Below are 17553 nucleotides of genomic sequence, written 5' to 3'. Positions count from 1 at the left end.
TTACAATTTAATTCCCATAAAACCCATAAAAGCCAGTCCCATTAATCCGGTAACAATAAAGGTAATTCCCAGTCCGCGAAGCGGAGCAGGTACATTAGAGTACTGGATTTTTTCGCGAATGGCAGCAATTCCCACAATGGCCAGGAACCAGCCCACGCCGGAACCAAGTCCGTAAACTGTTGCTTCGCTTATGTTGACAAAAGCTTTTTGCTGCATAAAAAGTGAGCCTCCCAAAATTGCACAGTTAACTGCAATAAGGGGCAAAAATATTCCCAGCTGGGTATAAAGTACCGGGGCAAATTTTTCCACAATCATTTCTACCAACTGCACCATGGATGCAATTACTGCAATAAACATGATGAAGGAAAGAAAGCTGAGGTCGACACTTGCAAACGAAGGACTGAGCCATGCAAGAGCTCCTTCTTTCAGAATATAGTTTTCGAGCAGATAATCAACCGGAACCGTGATGGCAAGCACAAAAATAACTGCAACTCCGAGCCCGGTGGCTGTTTTAACCGATTTGGAAACAGCAAGGTAAGAACACATGCCCAGGAAGTAGGCAAAAACCATGTTCTCTATAAAAATCGATTTGATAAATATGTTGATCAAATTTTCCATAATCTCCTGTATTAGTATTAATCCTCAATGAGTTTCCGGTTGCGGCTACGTTGCACCCAAATTATTATTCCTACTGTGATAAGTGCCATTGGCGGCAAAATCATCATCCCGTTGTTTTCGTAAAAACCTCCGTTGGAAATGTACCAGCTGTCGGGGATAATCTGGAACCCAAGAACAGAGCCTGAGCCAAATAATTCGCGGAAGAATCCTACAATAATAAGGATTACTCCATAACCGGCAGCATTTCCAATACCATCGAGAAACGATTGCCAAGGGCGGTTGCCAAGGGCAAATGCTTCGAGCCTTCCCATAAGAATACAGTTGGTAATAATCAGCCCGACAAAAACAGAAAGCTGCTTGCTTACGTCGTAAACGTAGGCGCGTAAAATCTGGTCAACCAAAATTACAAGTGCTGCAATTACAACCAGCTGAACGATAATTCGAATTCGGTTGGGAATTGTATTTCGTAAAAGAGATATAATTACGTTGGCTAAAGCCAGCACTGCCATTACTGAAAGTGCCATTACAATTGCAGGCTTTAACTGAGCCGTTACTGCCAGCGCCGAGCAGATACCCAAAACCTGCACGGTAATTGGGTTGCTGTTGTTAATTGGGTCCGACAGCAACTTTAAATTTTTCTTTGAAAATAATGGTTCGCTCATCGTCTATGATTTTTTCTTCATTAAGAATTCCTGGTAACTGTTAAAATCATCAAGTAGCATCTGTTCCAGTCCTTTACTGGTAATGGTACCACCCGAAATTCCATCAACGCTGTGTTCTGCCGGAGCATCCTGCCCTGCTTTCTTCACTGTTATGGAAACCAGTTTACCTGATTCATCCAATATTTTTTTTCCTTTAAATTCTTCCTGAAACCAGGTGGTTGCTATTTCTGCTCCTAGTCCCGGAGTTTCGCCTTCGTGGTCGAAGTTGGCTCCAAAGATGGTGCTCATGTCATCGTTTAAAGAAACAAAGCCCCAGATAGGTCCCCAAAGGCCGGTGCCGCGCATCGGAAAAACGTATTTCAATCCGCTCTCGGTTTGGCATTCAAAAACCGGAAGCATCCGTTCTTCAACAGGTTTTGCTTTTTCTTTTTTCAGGTCAACTGTAAAAGCATCTTCTCCGTCGATTACTTCGCCTTTTGAATTAACAACGTACTGTTTTTTTATCTGTTCAGCGTAAATTTTTTCGGCGGTGTCAAAAGTGCTTTCAATATTTACTGACGCCAGAATGTTCTGTTTTTTCTCTATTTCAACATTCTTGTTCTGCTTTGGGCGCAATACCGTTGCAGCAGAGGCAAGCACTGCAGCAACCAGTACTACCATTACCGCAGCGTAAATGAATGTGTATGTATTACTGTTCCTGTCCATAATTTCTAATTTTTCTGTTATGCGGTAACTTTAGCCCTTTTTAAGCGGCGTTTGATGTGACCCTGTACCACGTAATGGTCGATAAGTGGTGCAAAAGTGTTCATCAGTAATATCGCCAGCATCATTCCTTCGGGGTAGGCCGGGTTAACCACGCGGATTAATATGGCCAGAATACCAATGAGGAATCCGTAAATCCATTTTCCTTTTTCAGTTTGAGCAGCCGAAACAGGGTCAGTGGCCATAAACACAGTTCCAAAAGCAAAACCTCCGAGGAAGAGATGCTGCCAGAACGGAAGTTCCATGTATGCATTAACGGCAAAGATGTTGAGTAAAATACCCATTACCACGCCGCCGGCAACAGTTGATAGCATAATTTTCCAGTTCCCTATTCCGGTAACCAATAGAATTACTGCCCCTATTAAAATTGCAAGGGTACTTGTTTCGCCAATGGACCCGGGAATAAATCCGAAGAAAGCATCGGCAGCGCTAAAGGTAATGTTGCCTGCAGCTGCATCGGCCATTGGTGTTGCCCCTGTGAATCCGTCAATTGGTACATCGCCTTTTCCCAATGCAACCCAAACCGCGTTTCCTGACATCTGTGCCGGGTAGGCAAAAAACAGGAAAGCACGCGCCAGAAGCGCCGGGTTCCAAATATTCATTCCGGTGCCTCCAAACACTTCTTTGCCAAAAATAACGGCAAAAGCTGTGGCAACGGCAATCATCCAAAGTGGCGTTTCAACAGGCATTACTAACGGGATAAGCATCCCCGATACCAGGAATCCTTCGTTTATCTCGTGTCCTCTCATTTGGGCAAAGGCAAATTCGATTCCCAGCCCCACAACATAAGAAACGATTACGATGGGAAGGACTTTTAACAGTCCGTAAAGGAACATGTCAAAAAATCCGACAGCAGCCATTTCTCCAATTGCTTTGTAGTGCTGCAACCCAACATTGTACATGCCAAACAGCAACGACGGGATGAGCGCCATTACTACAATAGACATGGTGCGTTTCAGGTCGATGTAATCGTGAATGTGTGTGCCTGTTTTAGAGGTTTGTTTTGGTACAAACAAAAAAGTAAAGAATCCGTCGTGTACCGATTGGAGCCAGTGATATTTTGCCCCTTTTTGTACAAGCGGTTCTGTTCTTTCAAAAAAGTTCTTTAAGAATTTCATCTCAATCAGACTGATTTATTATTTCTTGCAAAAATTATCCAAGCTCTTTTATCATTGTGTTGATTCCGGCGCGCAAAATGTCCTGTACTTTTATTTTTGAAGTACAAACGTATTCGCACAGAGCTAAATCTTCTTCTATTACTTCGTAGATGCCGAGTTGTTCCATTTTATCGATGTCGTGGATAAGGCACGCTTTCAATAAAAATACGGGAAGAATGTCCATCGGAACTACTTTTTCGTATTGTCCGGAAAGCACAAAAGCTCTTTCACCGCCATGCATATTAGCATTTAACTCGTACTCTTTTTTGGGGAACAACTTGGATAAAAAGGTTTTTGAAGCACTGAACTTATCAACGCCGGGGGCAGCCCATCCAAACAGCTCGTATTCGTCACCTTCAGGTATAACAGTTACCAGCGAATCGTAAAACCCGATGTAATTCATGGGGTCTTCCTTTTTTCCGGTAAGAACGTTTCCGCTGATGATGCGTTGATTGTGATCTGCTTTTTTCAGGCGTCCGTCGGTTATCGACGAAACAGGTGCTCCTAAAACGGTTTGCAGATACTTGGGCTTTTCGACTTCTGAGCCTGCCAGGGTGAAAATTTTAGTGAAATCTACTTTCCCGGTTTCAAACAGCCTTCCGATAAACAGTACATCCTGTGGATTTACCGTCCAAACCACTTCGCCTTTATTAATTGGCGAAACGTGACTAATCTGCACCCCTACATTTCCTGCCGGGTGAGGTCCTGAGAACTGTTTAATTTCGGCATTTTTAATGTTTGTAAAAACCGATTTTTCAGATACTCCCAGGAAAACTTTTCCCTCTGTGAGTTTTGCCAGCGCATCAATACCGGTCTGGAATGATCCCAGTTGTCCTTCCATAATAAAATTATAGTCGGGGGCAAGCGGGGCGGTATCGAAAGTGGAAACGAAAATGGCTTTGGGCTTTTCCTGTGGCGAGGCTAATGTTCCGTACGGACGGCGTTTTAAAAACGGCCATAAACCGCTTTTTAGCAACTGCTCTTTCACTTCGTCAGCCGAAAGTGTGCCTGGTTTTGCTTTTTTAAATTCGGCAAAGCCGGCGTTGGTATCTGTTTCAATAACCACTTCCAGAATACGTCTCCGTTCACCTCGATTGACTGAAGCTACCTTTCCTCCCAGCGGAGCAGTGAAAACCACCTCGGGATGGTATTTGTCGTAAAACAAAGCATCGCCCGCTTTTACTTCGTATCCGGGTTTCACACTCAATTTTGGGGTAAGTCCGGGGAAATCTGTGGGTTTTAATGCAATTGTGGAAGGAACCGGAAGCGTTTCAAGCACTGTCTCAGCACCTCCTTTGAGCTTAATATCCAGCCCTTTCCTTAACTTAATGACTTCTGACATTTTAATCAAGAATAGTATTAATTTTTAGGTTGGCAAAAGTAAATAATAAATTCACTTCTCACAACGTTAAATGCTGAAAAATCAAGGGTTCAAAATATACAAATAAGTCAATATGAACGAAGATATATGTCAATCTTTCCCCGTAATTGATATTATGATTGGAATAAAAAAAGCATTGACTCAAATAAAAGCCGCGTTTTGCTTAGAATTGAGCAGTTAACACTCCTGTTTTTTTATAAAATGAAATATTGGCTTTAGATTAATGTGTAAAAAAAATACCTTTGCTGAAACGTCAATTTGTTCGCAAAATGGCCTTAATACTATCTTAACATGAGCAGAATACTATTATTTATATTGTTTTTTCCGTTTGTTTTTACCGGACGGGCAAATACTCCCGAAGAGAATTTTTATTACGAAAATGCGGTTTATAAAGAAGATATTAAATCGATGCAGATGTTTCGTAACGGGTTTGAACTTTCGAATCCCATCTTGGAAATGGGAGAGGAAACGCCGTTGGTTTTTAAGTTTGACGACCTGTCGGGAGAAGTTAAAGATTACTATTACACGGTAATACATTGCGATGCCGACTGGAACGAAAGTTTTGTTCCTCAAAGCGACTACATCGACGGTTTTGCAGAAAATCCGCTGAATGATTATGCCCGCTCTTTTAATACATCGTTTGATTATGTGAATTACCAGTTGTTTCTTCCCAATGAGAATATGGACTTTAAATTGTCGGGAAATTATGCTTTGGTTGTGTACGAAAACGGCGATAAGGAAAACATCGTTTTAAGCAAGCGGTTTTATGTGGTTGAACCCATGGTGGAAATTCAGGGAACTGTTCGGCGCGCCACGCTTGATGCTTTTAAAGGCGAAAACCACGAAGTCGATTTTACTATTATTCACGAAAATTTGCCCATTGAAAACCCACAGGAAGAAGTGAAAGTAGTACTCATGCAAAACAACCGGTGGGATAATGCCATCCGAAATCTGAAGCCGCTTTTTATTCGGGACAGAGCATTGATTTACGATTATAACCGGGAAAACGTTTTTGCGGCGGGGAACGAGTTTCGATACTTCGATAACCGTTCAAACCGGTTTAATGGCGAAAATGTACAGGCTACAGATTTTTTTCGGCCTTACTTCCATAAAACACTTGTGCCGGATGAAGTGCGGGTGAATAAACGTTTTTTTTCGTACCAGGAGATGAATGGCAACTACGTTGTTGAAAGTCAGGATCCCGAAGTGGATGATTTCGATACCGAGTGCGACTATACATTTGTCCATTTTTCACTTCCGTTGGAAGCCATTTTGCTGGGTGGAACCGTAAATGTGTTTGGCGCACTGAATTATTGGAATGCCAACAAAACAAACGAAATGACCTGGAATTTCAACACAAGCGCCTATGAGTTGACGCTTTTGTTAAAACAGGGTTATTACAATTACATGTACGTGTATGTTCCTCAGGGTTCTGCCGTGGCCGATCACAAAAATCTGGAGGGAAGTTTTTGGGAAACCGAAAATGATTACCAGATATTTGTTTATTACAAAGAACGGTCGAGTCGCTACGATCGCCTGGTGGGTTACCGACAACTCAACTCGAAAGTCGACAGAAATTAAATAGCTTTTTCTGAACATCTGTTTTGCACACAAATGCTGGTCAGTATTTGTTTTGTATTTATTAATGTTTGGCCCTAAACTAATTCTGAAAAACGTATTTTGCTTAACTTCGTCCTGAATTAAAACCAAAAAGAATGAAATCAGGGATCTTACTGCTGCTGCTCATCAGCTTATCAATGTTTACCTGCCGTCAGCCGTCAAAATATATTTACAACCAGGGATATATTTATGGAACCAACTACCATATTGTTTACGAAAGTCCCGAAGGAAAAGACCTGCAGAATGAAATAACTGACCTTTTGAATGGATACAATAAGATTTTTTCGACATACGACAGCACTTCGGTTATTTCAAAAGTGAACAACAATAAACCGGTAGAATTGCATCCGTTGTTTTTGAGATGTTATAACCGGGCCATGGAAATTTCTGAAATTACAGGTGGTGCCTTCGATATTACAGCCGGGCCGATGGTTAATGCGTGGGGATTTGGTCCCGAAGAAAAAAGCAAAATGACCAAAGAAATTGTGGACAGCCTCAAGGCAATTACCGGTTTTCATAAAGTAAAACTTCAGAACAATACGGTTTTTAAGGAAAACCCCAATATGAAATTGGATATGAGCGCCATTGCTAAAGGTTTTACCAGCGATTTGGTTGGCGAGTTTCTGGCCAAAAACGGATGCGAAAATTATATGGTTGAAATTGGCGGGGAAGTGGTTGCCAGGGGTAAAAATGAAAAAGGCCGGGTGTGGACGATCGGAATCAGCAAGCCGGATGAAATGGCTTTTTTTGCATCGAATGACATTCAGGCTAAGGTGCATTTGCCTGAACATGCGTTGGCAACCTCGGGCAACTACCGAAATTTTTATGTGGAAGATGGCAAAAAGTTTGCTCATACAATCGACCCGAAAACCGGATATCCGGTGCAACACAGTTTGTTAAGTACAACTGTTTTGGCAGATAGTTGTATAGATGCCGATGCTTTTGCAACTGCGTTTATGGTTCTGGGCCTCGAAAAATCAATTGAAATTGCCGAGCAGACACCCGGAATAAAAGTTTATTTCATTTATGTAAACGGAGAGGGAGAAAACGACGTTTATCTGTCGGAAGGTTTTAAAGAGCACCTGGTGAAATAAAAAAGCCGGATGTTGTTCCGGCCTTTGAATTATTTGCTGGTGTTAGCAATTCTTACGTTTTTGAAATCTACCTGCCTTTTTACCTTTGCCCTTTCAACTTTATCCTGGGTTTGGGCACAGTGAATTCCCTGTCTCTTCAGGTATTTGTTTCCGCCAACATGAGTGTTGGGAAATTTTCCGCCTTTTTTTAACAAAATTTGTGTTGCCAGTCCCAGCATGGCTATTGAAACTAATGCAACTGTCAATAAAACAACTTTAATAACCTCCATATTTTTGTCTCCTTTTCTGCGTGCAAAATTAAATCTTTATTTAAAATATTTCTAAAGAAATAACCCGTTTGTCTCGAAAATGTTGGATTTGGTCTAAAATATTTCTGCTGACCCGTGCAATAGCTTCGTTTTTTGTAATTTTAATTCAATTTTAAATCAATCAAATTATGGAAAAGCATGTTAATATTGTTGCAGCCCTGCATATCGGATTGAGTATTTTGGGTATTCTGGCCGGTATTTTTGTATATGTTTTGTTTTATTTCATAGGAGATTTGTCGAACGACGACCAGGCGCGGTTTGTTTTGTCGATTATTGCCAAGGTATTGGTGATTTTTATGATTGTGTTAAGCCTTCCTGGTATTGTTGGCGGAATCGGACTCTTCAAACGAAAAGAGTGGGCACGCATATTAACGTTAATTGTATCTGTGCTCGATTTGGTTAATTTCCCGGTGGGCACTGCGGTTGGCGTTTATTCCATCTGGGCATTGGCGCAGCCCGAAATTATAGAACAGTTTAAACAAAATTGATGGTACAGTACGAAGTTAAAGTTGCAGGTCGGGTACAAGGAGTAGGCTTTCGTTACTTCGTGTTACGAAAAGCAACAGAACTGGGAATAAAAGGCTGGGTGCGCAATACAACCGAAGGCGGTGTGCTGGTTATGGCACAGGGAGATGCTAAAGACATGGAGACATTTTTTGATTATTTGCAAATCGGTCCGCCTTTGGCAAGGGTTATTTCGCTGAGAAAAAATCAAATGCCTCAATTGGAAGACTTTTCCGATTTTCGAATCAAACATTAGTCAAAGAGATAATATGTAATAATTTACATGAAATTAGTTTCGGAGTTTGCCGCAGACAAATATGTTTTGAAGAAAAACTAAAATGAAACGAGTATGGAAAAATTACGCCCCGAGGCTAGTTAGAATAAATGTAAGTTCCATACAATAATATTACTGAAAACAATCAATTTTAATAGTGAAGAATGAGCATGAAAATTACATCAGTCGGGATGATGAAAGTCTTATGCGAATTTGATCTTTTGCAATAAAAATAAAATTTTAAACGGATGAAAAATTACCATCTTAGCCCTTCTCAGTTTAGGGAAGAGGGAAAAAAAATAATTGACTGGATTGCCGATTATTATGAAAATATTGAAAAATATCCGGTGTTGTCGCAGGTAGAACCCGGAGAGGTAATTGAAAAACTCCCAAATAATCCGCCACAGAAAGCGGAGTCGTTCGAATCGATAATGAAAGATATGGACGAGATTATTATGCCGGGAATTACACACTGGCAGTCGCCAAATTTTTATGCCTACTTCCCTTCTAATACTTCGTTCCCATCTATTTTGGGTGATTTGGTTTCCTCCGGATTGGGAGTGCAGGGAATGATTTGGGCTACCAGTCCGGCAGCAACCGAACTGGAAACCAGAGTGCTCGACTGGCTGGCCGAAATGATGGATATGCCTGAAAAATTCAAATCAACTTCCTCGGGCGGCGGAGTAATTCAGGATACAGCATCTACCTCTGCTTTAACGGCAGTGATTGCTGCCCGCGAGCGAGCCACAAAGTTGGAGTCTAATAAATCCGGCGTCAGGCAGAAACTGGTGGCCTACGTTTCGTCACAAACTCACTCTTCGCTTGAAAAAGCAATAAAAATGGCCGGAATTGGAAGCGACAATCTTAGAACGATTGACGTGGATGCCACATTTGCCATGCGTCCGGATTTGTTGGAGGAACAAATTCAGGGGGATAAAAGTAATGGTTTTCTTCCATTTTTCGTGTGTGCAACCATCGGAACAACCAGCTCCAACGGGATGGATCCAATCCGGAAAATTGGCGAAATCTGCAACAACCAAAACTGCTGGCTCCATGTGGATGCTGCCATGGCCGGAACTGCCATGCTTTGTCCCGAATTCCGGCATTTTAAAGACGGAGTAGAGTTGGCCGATAGCTATTGTTTCAATCCGCACAAATGGATGTTCACCAATTTCGATTGCGATGTGTTTTGGGTTGGTAATCGGAGTGAACTGATCAATACCTTTTCAATTTTGCCTGAATATTTAAAAAACAAAGCCACTGAGTCTGGCGCCGTGTTTGATTACCGCGATTGGCATGTGCAACTGGGGCGGAGGTTTCGTGCATTAAAACTGTGGTTTGTTATCAGACAATATGGTGTTGAAGGCTTGCAGTACCACATTAGAAAACATGTTGAAATGGCCCGGGATTTTGCACGCTGGGTTGATGCTTCCTCAGATTTTGAGCTGATGGTAGATCCTCCTTTGAACTTGGTCTGTTTTAGGCATAAATCTGACGACGAATTCAATCTGAAATTGATGAATGCCGTTAACGAAAGTGGTAAAGCGTTTTTTACTCATACCAAAATGAATGGACGAATTGCATTGCGCATGAGTATTGGTCAAACGCACACCGAGGAGCGACATGTAAAACAAACCTGGGAGCTGATTCAGAACACTGCAAAAAAACTGAGCTTGTTATAGAAATACGATGCCCGGGAGAATTTAAACTTCTTCCGGGTTTAAAAATTTCCGGTTAGATTTTTTACCATCGTTTTTTTGTCCGTATCCGTAGCCATAACCATAACCATATCCGTAGCCATAACCATATCCGTAGCCATAACCACTGTTTAATCCGTAGGCTTTTTTCCCGATTTTGATTTGGTTTACAATAATGCCAACTCCTTTTAATTGGTGTTTTGTTACTTCTTCCAGGGCAATTTTTAATGCCATTTTATTGGTGTATTTGTGTCTTACCACAAACAGATTGGAGTCAATTAGGTCATGCAACTGAAAAAGGTCACCAACGTACCCTACCGGCGCCGAATCTATAACAATAACATCGTATTGCTTTTTTAGTGCTTCGAGTAATTGATGTAACTTGTCATCAGTAAGCATTTCTGCAGGGTTTGGCGGAATTGGTCCGGCCGGAATTATTTTAAACCATGGATGCTTTGTATTGAAAGTGATTTCGTCGATGGTTGCTTTTCCTATAATGTAATTAGCCACTCCTAAATCTGAATCAAGTTTGAATTCATCTTTCATTTTTGAATTTCTCAAATCTAGGTCGAGCAGTACTGTTTTCTTGCGCATCAGGGCGAAAGAAGAAGCAATATTTATTGCATTATATGATTTTCCTTCACTTGGGAAAGTTGAAGTTACTGCAATAACGGGGTTTGGTTTGCCCTTGGTAACAAAACTTAATTTGGTTCTGATGGCACGGTACGGCTCACTTGCCGGAGAGTTTGGTTTGTCCAGTACCAATGAGCGGCGATTGTTTTCGTTGTGGTTCTGGAAAACATATCCGACGATGGGAAAATCAGAGATGGATTCGATGTCATCCTGCGAAACAATTTTTGTGTTGAAAAAGTCGCCCAGCATGATGCATCCGGCAGGTAACGCCAACCCAAGCAGCAGTCCGATTGCGTAAATCATCATGGTTTTTGGTTCGATAGGGCCGGTGCCGGTCATCTGCGGTTCTTCAATCATTTGGCTGTCCGGAATATTCGATGCCTTCGCAATTTGTGCTTCCGAAAGCTTTTGCAACAGAAAAGTGTAAGTCTCGTTGTTCAGCTTATATTTTCGTTCAATATTTACGTAGTTCCTTTCTGTGGCCGGCAGTCGTCTGATTTCGCCTTCAAACTGGCGGATTCGTTGGTTCAGATTCCCCAATGCCATGTCTGATTGCGAAATGATGTTGTTTACATTTTCGCGCAAAGAATTTTTTACACTTTCAATTTGTGCATTTAACCGCAAAATTGTCGGGTGCTCTGATCCTTTTCTGATGGATGTCTGGCTTGACTTTTCGGTAATTAGCTCATTCAATTGCAGAATAAGACTGTTTAGCAGTGGGTCTTGTATTCCCATGGCCGACGGTGCAATTACTGTTTCCATCTCCTGCGAAGAGCTTGTGCTTATGTAGTCTCTGAGGTAATGGTAATATTTATTTTGGGTTTCAAGGGCAACGCGTTGTTGATCGAGATCCCGCATTTGTTCCAGCAATTGTTGCGATTGCATGGAGATGTCCAGCACCTGATTTTCACTTTGAAAAGTTTCCATGCGATTTTCAGAAACACTTAACGAATCTGAAATGCTTTGCAGCTGCGAACTAATAAAATGAATTGTCCGGTTGGCATTTTCATTTTTCTTTTCCAGGTTGTCTAACTGGTAAACTTCGGTCAGTTTGTTCAGGAAAGCAACGCCTTTGGAAACATTGTAGTCCCGCAACGTCAAATTCAGAATAGAAGTTTCTTTTCCGCTTAAGGTTACTTCCAGACTTTTTCTGTACTTGTCAACCAGCGATTTTTTTGTGTTGAACCTGAATTTGTAACTATTGGCAGCATTCGGGTTAAATTTTTCATTGAGCAGGATTGTAATTGAGAATTGCTCTGCTTTTAGTTTTGTTCCCGCAGAAATATCTCTGGAAAAAGAAAATTGCGGCAACCGTTCAACTATTTTTTCGTCGAGGTAATTGTATACGGCAACGTCTTCCTGATCCATTTCAACTCGTAGTTTTCCGTCGGGTTGTATTGTGAGGTAAAAATCGGCATTAATAATTTGCGGGTGGTCTTCATCCCAAATAACCTGAAACGGCACCTCTTCGTACCGTTCAGCAATTGCCACCCTGCCCAGCGCATAATAGCTAACCTCAAAATCCAATTCGTTTAGGGTTCTGGATATAATTGGCGTGGAGCTGAGAACAACCATCTGGTTGTAGATATTCTGCATGCTGTTCATTCCGCCAAGGCCTTGGAAAATACTTTGTTGAGCTCCGCCCATGGCGCCGGAAAGTGGTGAAGATGCTTTGCCCTCTTCCACCAGCATCGATGCTTTTATTTCATAAACCGGAGTAGTGTACCGGTTGTATAAAAAAGCAAGGCTAAGCGCAACAATAATACTCAGTACAAACCAGTACCAATTGTGCAAAAGTTTGAAAATTATTTTTTTTAGGTCAATGGTATCGTCATCCGACGAACTGTTGATTTGGTTGTTTTTATTTATTTCTGATTGGGTCATTTTCCGAAAAGATTTAGAACCAGTAATCCGATTGAGATTATTGATGCGGTAATACTTATTGGCGCAGCGTAAGACAGGTTTTTGGCGCCGTAAACTTTCGTGCTGTGTTCAACATAAACTATGTCGTGTGGCAATACATAATAATATGGCGAATTAATTACGTTGGGGTCAGTGAGGTTCAATAAGGCAATGTGTTTTCCTTCGGGTAATTCACGTATCAATTTAACGGTTTGCCTGTTCCCGTAATCTGTAATATCGCCTGCAGTACCAAGCGCTTCAAAAATGGTTAACTGGTTTTTTACCATGAGTTTTTGTCCGGGCTGTTTTACTTCACCCAAAACTGTAATGTTACGATTTACAAGTTTTACAAAAACCGAGGCGCTTTCCAGGTAATTATTCACTTTTCCCTGAATAATATCTCTTACTTCCGACACTGTTTTGTTTTCCACCTGAATATTTCCCAGTTGAGGATAGGAAATATATCCGTCTTCGCCGACCAGGTAAGTTATTAGCTCAAGGCTGTTGGCTGAACTTCCCATGCTTCCAACAGAACCTTGTGTGTTGGTAAGGTTTAAAAATGCTGCATTTAGCGGGTCATCACTTATTACCTGAATAAAAAGCTGATCGTTCGAACGAATCCTGTATTCTTCGGGAATCGGTCCGTTGGAATAAGTTAATCCAGGGTCAATTCCGTTAAGGTAAGTTAACTCATTTAATGGCGTACTGCAGGAAGTTACAACTGCAAATAGAATAACTATTATAAAGCTTAACCTCGTGTTACGTAATCTATTGGCTAACATGCGTCTGAATTTTTTTTGAGTTGCGAACAAATGTAATGATTTTTGAGTGCCCGTTCCTATCTTTTGCAAAAAAACCATTTTTGAGCGGTTTGTATGTTTACTAATTTTTAACACGCCTCTCAGTGCTTTTTACTTTGTCAATTATTTGTAATTTTGAAGAATTGTAAAGAATATAGAACGGAGCATTGTGAAGAAATTATATCTATTGGTTTTGATTTTTTTGGGCTTTCATGCATTTGGGCAGGAGCCGTTAATGCCGTTACTTCCGGAAAAGGATTCTGCGTCGTTGGCAGCAGAACGGCAGTTGATGTATTACCAGATGCTCTCCGGTGTTACTCCTTTTGATGAAATGACAGCGCCTTTGCAGTTGCCTGATTTCGATTTTCGGAGTGCAATGTATGGCCGGCAAAATCTGAACTTTCTGGAAAATTCTTTAAATTTCAGATCATTCGATTTTTCAACCGGGAGCCTGCGGCTTTCTCCCTTTTTGAGAAACGAAACAGTGTTTAGCGGATCCGCTTACCAGTTGAATAATCGTTTTACTTTTGGCGGGTACAGTTTTGGCGCAAATTCGGTATTTACTGCTCCTTTCCCCAATCAGGGCATGAACAATTTCGACGTGCGCGGTTCCACTTTATTTTTACAATACAAAGTCTCGAAAAACTTCAAAATAGAAACCCGGGTAAATGTTACTCAGGGACCGGGTTTTTAACCGAAGTTGCTAAGCAGAGGCAAAATTAAGAACTCAAATCTCAAAAATATTTCATGTTAACAGTTTACAAAGCTTCGGCCGGTTCCGGAAAAACTTTTCAATTGGTGGCAGAATATCTCATGTTACTGCTAAAAAATCCAGTGAGTTACAGAAATATTCTGGCAGTAACTTTTACCAATAAAGCCACCCAGGAAATGAAGAACAGAATTCTTGAGCAGTTGTATCAACTTGCTGCAAATAAGAATTCGCCATACCTGGAATTGCTCCAAGGCGTAACTTCGCTTTCTGAAGAAATTACCAGAAAAAGAGCCCGGCTGGTATTGAAAAACATTTTGCACGATTACAACCGGTTTGCTGTTAACACCATCGATTCGTTTACCCAGCGCGTAATTAAAGCGTTTAACCGCGAAATGGGTATTTCCCCGAATTTTGTGCTCGAGCTCGATAACGAAATGATTTTGGAAGAAGCTGTTGATCAGCTAATGGCAAAGGTAGATCAGGATAAGAAGTTGCGCAAATGGCTCGTGAAGTTCAGCGAAGAAAAAATAAGGGAAAATAAAAGTCAGCGGATCGAAGAAGATATAAAGTCGTTGGGGAAGGAGTTGTTCAAAGAAAAGTTTCAGGTGTTTTTCCCTGAAAATGAAAACGATGAAAATCCGTACACCCGCGAAAATCTTGACGCGTTTAGAAATGAGTTGGAAAAGATAGTGGTTTGGTACGAGAACTCCGTAAAGCAGATGGCTTCCGATTGTATTAATTCTATTGAGAAATCAGGATTTTCTGTTGATGACTTTTCCCACAAAATGAATGGCGTGGCCGGTTATTTAAAAAAGCTGTCCGGCGGCGATTTTAAAGAGCCGGGAATCAGGGCGCTGGCAGCGGCAGAGTCGGCAGAGAAGTGGTTCCCCAAAACACACGAACATAAAAATGCATTGTTGCAGCTTGTAGAAACTAAACTGTTACCTCAGTTGGGAAATATTCTGCAGTTTTTCTCGGATAATGAAATCCGGTACCAGTCTGCCGTTGAAGTGCGTAAACAGCTAAGAATGCTGGGGATTCTAACCGACCTGAAAGAAGAAGTGAAACTGCTGCTTAAGGAGAAAGGCATTTTGCAGCTTTCTGATTCAAACCTGTTGCTGAGTAAAATTATTGGCGAAAGCGACTCCCCGTTTATTTACGAAAAAGTGGGGTCGCGCTTCAATTATTTTATGCTCGATGAGTTTCAGGATACCTCTTCGCTGCAATGGAATAATTTTAAACCGTTGGTGTCAAACGCATTGTCAGAAGGTCATTCTGCATTGCTTGTTGGCGATGTAAAACAATCGATTTATCGCTGGCGTAATTCCGATTGGAATATTCTTGCTTCACAAATTAGCTCGGATTTTCCGCATTATCCGCTCCGCGAAATCCCGCTGGATAAAAACTGGCGTAGTCAAATTAATGTCATTCATTTTAACAACGCCGTTATTGGCGCTTTAAAACAAACTTTCGAAGATTTTTTGTTTGATGAAATTGAAGATGCGAGTTTTCGCGATAAATTCAGTGGCATTTACCGCTATTTTAAGCAGGAGCCCGGAAATCCAGGTGCGGAGAAAAAAGGGCTGGCCGAGGTGAATTTTTTGCCCGAGGAAGATTTTGAAGAGGCATCGCTTGAATTGCTGGTGGAACAGGTAAAACAACTTCAGGACAGGGGAGTGAAAGCTTCGGAAACAGCTATTTTGATTCGTAAAAATAAAGAAGGAGCTAAAATAATAGAGACTTTTCTGGAGGCATCAAAAAGAGAAGAAAACGCCGGGTACAACTTGTCGGTTCTTTCCAATGAGTCGCTTTTTCTTTTTGCCTCGCGGGGGGTAACCATGGTTATGCTTGTTGTTGAGTTGTTGATCGATGCCAACGCCAAAATTCAAAAAGTGGCGTTGTTACACCTCTGGCTTTCGTGGTTGAAACCTGCGCTCAAAAAAATGGGACATGCTTTTTCTGATAAGCCCCAGTTGACTTTGGATTTTTCAAACACCGGAGAGGAATCTGATTCCGACTGGTCAATTGACGAAAACTTTGAACCGGTTTTCGAAACAGAACTGGGCGGTAAGATGAAGCAACTCAGGGAAAAAGTGTTGCTTTCTTCGTTGGACGAAACCGTTACTGAAGTTTGTGTGCTTTTCGGTTTGTTTAAAATGGAATCGGAACTTCCGTTTTTGCAAACGCTAATCGACCAGGCCGCCAACCTGAAAATTTCGCTTTCAAACGACCTTTCCAACTTTTTACTTTGGTGGAATGAGAAAGGATACGACACATCTGTAAACGTAAACGAGAAAATTGATTCGGTGCGGTTGCTTACAGTCCACAAAGCAAAAGGATTGGAGTACGAAGCGGTGCTGCTGCCGTTTTTCAACTGGGATGTTTCGTGGACAGGAACGTTGGCTCCAACGCTGTGGTGTCGCCCCGGGGCAGAACCCTTCAACCGTTTTCCGTTATTGCCGGTAAAAGCGGGATCGAAGCTTTCCAAAACTATTTTCAGAGATGATTTTTTCGAAGAAAAGGTAAGCAGTTTCATCGATACTTTTAACCTGGTTTATGTGGCTTTTACCCGGGCCAAAGCAGCTTTGTTTATCAATTGTAAGCAGAAGCCCGAAAAGGCGAGTCCCGGGAAAAACAGCGGCCCCGGAAAATCGGTGAATGCGTTGCTCGAATATGCGCTGAACCAGATGGCTGCCGACGACGAGTTTGCCGGCTGCTGGAACGAAGGGAAAAATGTTTTCCGGTTTGGCGAAATTCCGTTTTTCGAAGCAAAAGAAGTTGCCAGCCAGTCGGGCTGGATTAAGAATTACCGGTTCGACGATTTTGCGGAGCGAATCAGCCTGCGAATTACCAGCGAAGATTTTTTGGCTGTGGAAGAGCATTCCCGTTCGGTGAAAAATACCGGAAAGCTGGTGCACGAAATACTTGCTGAAGTAATTACCGAGGACGATTTTGAGCCGGCCTGCACCAAAGCGTTCAAAGAAGGAAAAATTAATGAAGAGGAGCGTGAGTTTATTCTGGAGAAATTGAGAGACAGCATGGAAAATCCGTTAATAAAAAAATGGTTTAGCAGCGGTTTTGATGTGCTGAACGAACGCAACTTATTAACCAGCGGCAAACTTTTGCGCCCGGACAGGATTTTGGTTTCGGGAAAGCAGGCTGTTGTTGTGGATTACAAATGGGGCGAAAAAAATCAGAAAAAATACCACAGTCAGGTAAAAAGTTATGCCGAGAATTTGAAAAAATGCGGATTCGAAAAAGTGGAAGGATTCCTGTGGTACATTAATCAGGATGAAGTGGAAAAAGTAATCTGATTTTTTGTCTGTTCTTTTTTATGTGTAACAGCGAAACGCGCACTTGGGCTGAAGGGTGTAAATGCGAATCCTTCCGGACATTTGATTCCGGCTACAAAAATATTCCTATTTTTGC

At 41.6% G+C, this 17553-nt stretch carries 15 protein-coding genes; 7 read left to right on the top strand and 8 right to left on the bottom strand.

What is annotated here, in order from left to right; translation table 11 throughout:
- From nqrE to BUB08_RS06925, 5 genes are read right to left on the bottom strand one after another with little or no spacing between them, the layout of a single operon-like run.
- Window positions 1–618, bottom strand: coding sequence for an NADH:ubiquinone reductase (Na(+)-transporting) subunit E (gene nqrE / locus BUB08_RS06945; RefSeq protein WP_073000212.1), 618 nt, complete (start codon window positions 616–618; stop codon window positions 1–3).
- 17 nt (window positions 619–635) lie between these two features.
- Window positions 636–1280: an NADH:ubiquinone reductase (Na(+)-transporting) subunit D gene (locus BUB08_RS06940; RefSeq protein ID WP_073000210.1), complete on the bottom strand. Its 645-nt coding sequence runs from the start codon at window positions 1278–1280 to the stop codon at window positions 636–638.
- 3 nt (window positions 1281–1283) lie between these two features.
- Complete coding sequence (nqrC, locus tag BUB08_RS06935) at window positions 1284–1985, bottom strand: NADH:ubiquinone reductase (Na(+)-transporting) subunit C (RefSeq protein ID WP_073000209.1); 702 nt, start codon at window positions 1983–1985, stop codon at window positions 1284–1286.
- 17 nt (window positions 1986–2002) lie between these two features.
- Window positions 2003–3160 (bottom strand): NADH:ubiquinone reductase (Na(+)-transporting) subunit B, encoded by a 1158-nt coding sequence (locus tag BUB08_RS06930; RefSeq protein WP_073000207.1) that lies wholly within the window; start codon window positions 3158–3160, stop codon window positions 2003–2005.
- A 34-nt stretch (window positions 3161–3194) separates the two neighbouring features.
- On the bottom strand, window positions 3195–4541 hold the full coding sequence (locus BUB08_RS06925; RefSeq protein ID WP_073000205.1) for a Na(+)-translocating NADH-quinone reductase subunit A: 1347 nt from the start codon (window positions 4539–4541) through the stop codon (window positions 3195–3197).
- A 330-nt stretch (window positions 4542–4871) separates the two neighbouring features.
- Between BUB08_RS06925 and BUB08_RS06920 the strand changes: the two genes are divergently transcribed.
- Window positions 4872–6161 (top strand): type IX secretion system plug protein, encoded by a 1290-nt coding sequence (locus BUB08_RS06920; RefSeq protein ID WP_073000203.1) that lies wholly within the window; start codon window positions 4872–4874, stop codon window positions 6159–6161.
- Between the two features lie 134 nt (window positions 6162–6295).
- Window positions 6296–7294: an FAD:protein FMN transferase gene (locus BUB08_RS06915; RefSeq protein WP_073000201.1), complete on the top strand. Its 999-nt coding sequence runs from the start codon at window positions 6296–6298 to the stop codon at window positions 7292–7294.
- A gap of 29 nt (window positions 7295–7323) precedes the next feature.
- On the opposite strand, the gene BUB08_RS06910 is transcribed toward BUB08_RS06915, so the two are convergent.
- Entirely contained in the window at window positions 7324–7563 is a 240-nt protein-coding gene (locus tag BUB08_RS06910) for a hypothetical protein (protein ID WP_073000199.1), read from the bottom strand.
- Between the two features lie 167 nt (window positions 7564–7730).
- Here BUB08_RS06910 and BUB08_RS06905 point away from each other — a divergent pair, with 167 nt between their 5' ends.
- From BUB08_RS06905 to BUB08_RS06895, 3 genes are all read left to right on the top strand, one after another.
- Complete coding sequence (locus BUB08_RS06905; protein WP_073000197.1) at window positions 7731–8090, top strand: hypothetical protein; 360 nt, start codon at window positions 7731–7733, stop codon at window positions 8088–8090.
- The gene (locus BUB08_RS06900) at window positions 8090–8362 is read left to right on the top strand and encodes an acylphosphatase (RefSeq protein ID WP_073000196.1); all 273 of its coding nucleotides are present in this window, start codon (window positions 8090–8092) and stop codon (window positions 8360–8362) included. The genes BUB08_RS06905 and BUB08_RS06900 overlap by 1 nt, the downstream gene beginning before the upstream one ends.
- 266 nt (window positions 8363–8628) lie before the next feature.
- On the top strand, window positions 8629–10062 hold the full coding sequence (locus BUB08_RS06895; RefSeq protein WP_073000194.1) for a pyridoxal-dependent decarboxylase: 1434 nt from the start codon (window positions 8629–8631) through the stop codon (window positions 10060–10062).
- Window positions 10063–10083: 21 nt separating this feature from the next.
- Here BUB08_RS06895 and BUB08_RS06890 read toward each other — a convergent pair whose 3' ends face one another.
- Window positions 10084–12594 (bottom strand): GumC family protein, encoded by a 2511-nt coding sequence (locus BUB08_RS06890; protein ID WP_073000192.1) that lies wholly within the window; start codon window positions 12592–12594, stop codon window positions 10084–10086.
- Entirely contained in the window at window positions 12591–13394 is an 804-nt protein-coding gene (locus BUB08_RS06885; RefSeq protein ID WP_073000190.1) for a polysaccharide biosynthesis/export family protein, read from the bottom strand. Before BUB08_RS06885 ends, BUB08_RS06890 begins: the two co-directional genes overlap by 4 nt.
- A gap of 187 nt (window positions 13395–13581) precedes the next feature.
- On the opposite strand from BUB08_RS06885, the gene BUB08_RS06880 reads away from it, so the two are divergent.
- On the top strand, window positions 13582–14106 hold the full coding sequence (locus tag BUB08_RS06880) for a hypothetical protein (protein ID WP_139249636.1): 525 nt from the start codon (window positions 13582–13584) through the stop codon (window positions 14104–14106).
- Window positions 14107–14159: 53 nt separating this feature from the next.
- Entirely contained in the window at window positions 14160–17438 is a 3279-nt protein-coding gene (locus BUB08_RS06875; RefSeq protein ID WP_073000187.1) for a UvrD-helicase domain-containing protein, read from the top strand.
- Window positions 17439–17553 lie beyond the last annotated feature (115 nt).

It is taken from the genome of Mariniphaga anaerophila, from assembly GCF_900129025.1.
In the GTDB taxonomy this organism is placed as follows: Bacteria; Bacteroidota; Bacteroidia; order Bacteroidales; family Prolixibacteraceae; genus Mariniphaga; species Mariniphaga anaerophila.
Note: the sequence above shows the minus strand (reverse complement) of the source record. Positions and strands in the feature narration are given on the sequence as shown.

Excerpts from the sequence above, each read along its gene's own strand:
- BUB08_RS06940 (WP_073000210.1), bottom strand. The coding sequence starts at position 1,280 with ATGAGCGAACCATTATTTTCAAAGAAAAATTTAAAGTTGCTGTCGGAC.
- BUB08_RS06905 (WP_073000197.1), top strand. The coding sequence starts at position 7,731 with ATGGAAAAGCATGTTAATATTGTTGCAGCCCTGCATATCGGATTGAGT.
- BUB08_RS06930 (WP_073000207.1), bottom strand. The coding sequence starts at position 3,160 with ATGAAATTCTTAAAGAACTTTTTTGAAAGAACAGAACCGCTTGTACAA.
- BUB08_RS06920 (WP_073000203.1), top strand. The coding sequence starts at position 4,872 with ATGAGCAGAATACTATTATTTATATTGTTTTTTCCGTTTGTTTTTACC.
- BUB08_RS06885 (WP_073000190.1), bottom strand. The coding sequence starts at position 13,394 with ATGTTAGCCAATAGATTACGTAACACGAGGTTAAGCTTTATAATAGTT.
- BUB08_RS06910 (WP_073000199.1), bottom strand. The coding sequence starts at position 7,563 with ATGGAGGTTATTAAAGTTGTTTTATTGACAGTTGCATTAGTTTCAATA.
- BUB08_RS06925 (WP_073000205.1), bottom strand. The coding sequence starts at position 4,541 with ATGTCAGAAGTCATTAAGTTAAGGAAAGGGCTGGATATTAAGCTCAAA.
- BUB08_RS06915 (WP_073000201.1), top strand. The coding sequence starts at position 6,296 with ATGAAATCAGGGATCTTACTGCTGCTGCTCATCAGCTTATCAATGTTT.
- BUB08_RS06900 (WP_073000196.1), top strand. The coding sequence starts at position 8,090 with ATGGTACAGTACGAAGTTAAAGTTGCAGGTCGGGTACAAGGAGTAGGC.
- nqrE (WP_073000212.1), bottom strand. The coding sequence starts at position 618 with ATGGAAAATTTGATCAACATATTTATCAAATCGATTTTTATAGAGAAC.
- BUB08_RS06895 (WP_073000194.1), top strand. The coding sequence starts at position 8,629 with ATGAAAAATTACCATCTTAGCCCTTCTCAGTTTAGGGAAGAGGGAAAA.
- BUB08_RS06875 (WP_073000187.1), top strand. The coding sequence starts at position 14,160 with ATGTTAACAGTTTACAAAGCTTCGGCCGGTTCCGGAAAAACTTTTCAA.
- BUB08_RS06890 (WP_073000192.1), bottom strand. The coding sequence starts at position 12,594 with ATGACCCAATCAGAAATAAATAAAAACAACCAAATCAACAGTTCGTCG.
- nqrC (WP_073000209.1), bottom strand. The coding sequence starts at position 1,985 with ATGGACAGGAACAGTAATACATACACATTCATTTACGCTGCGGTAATG.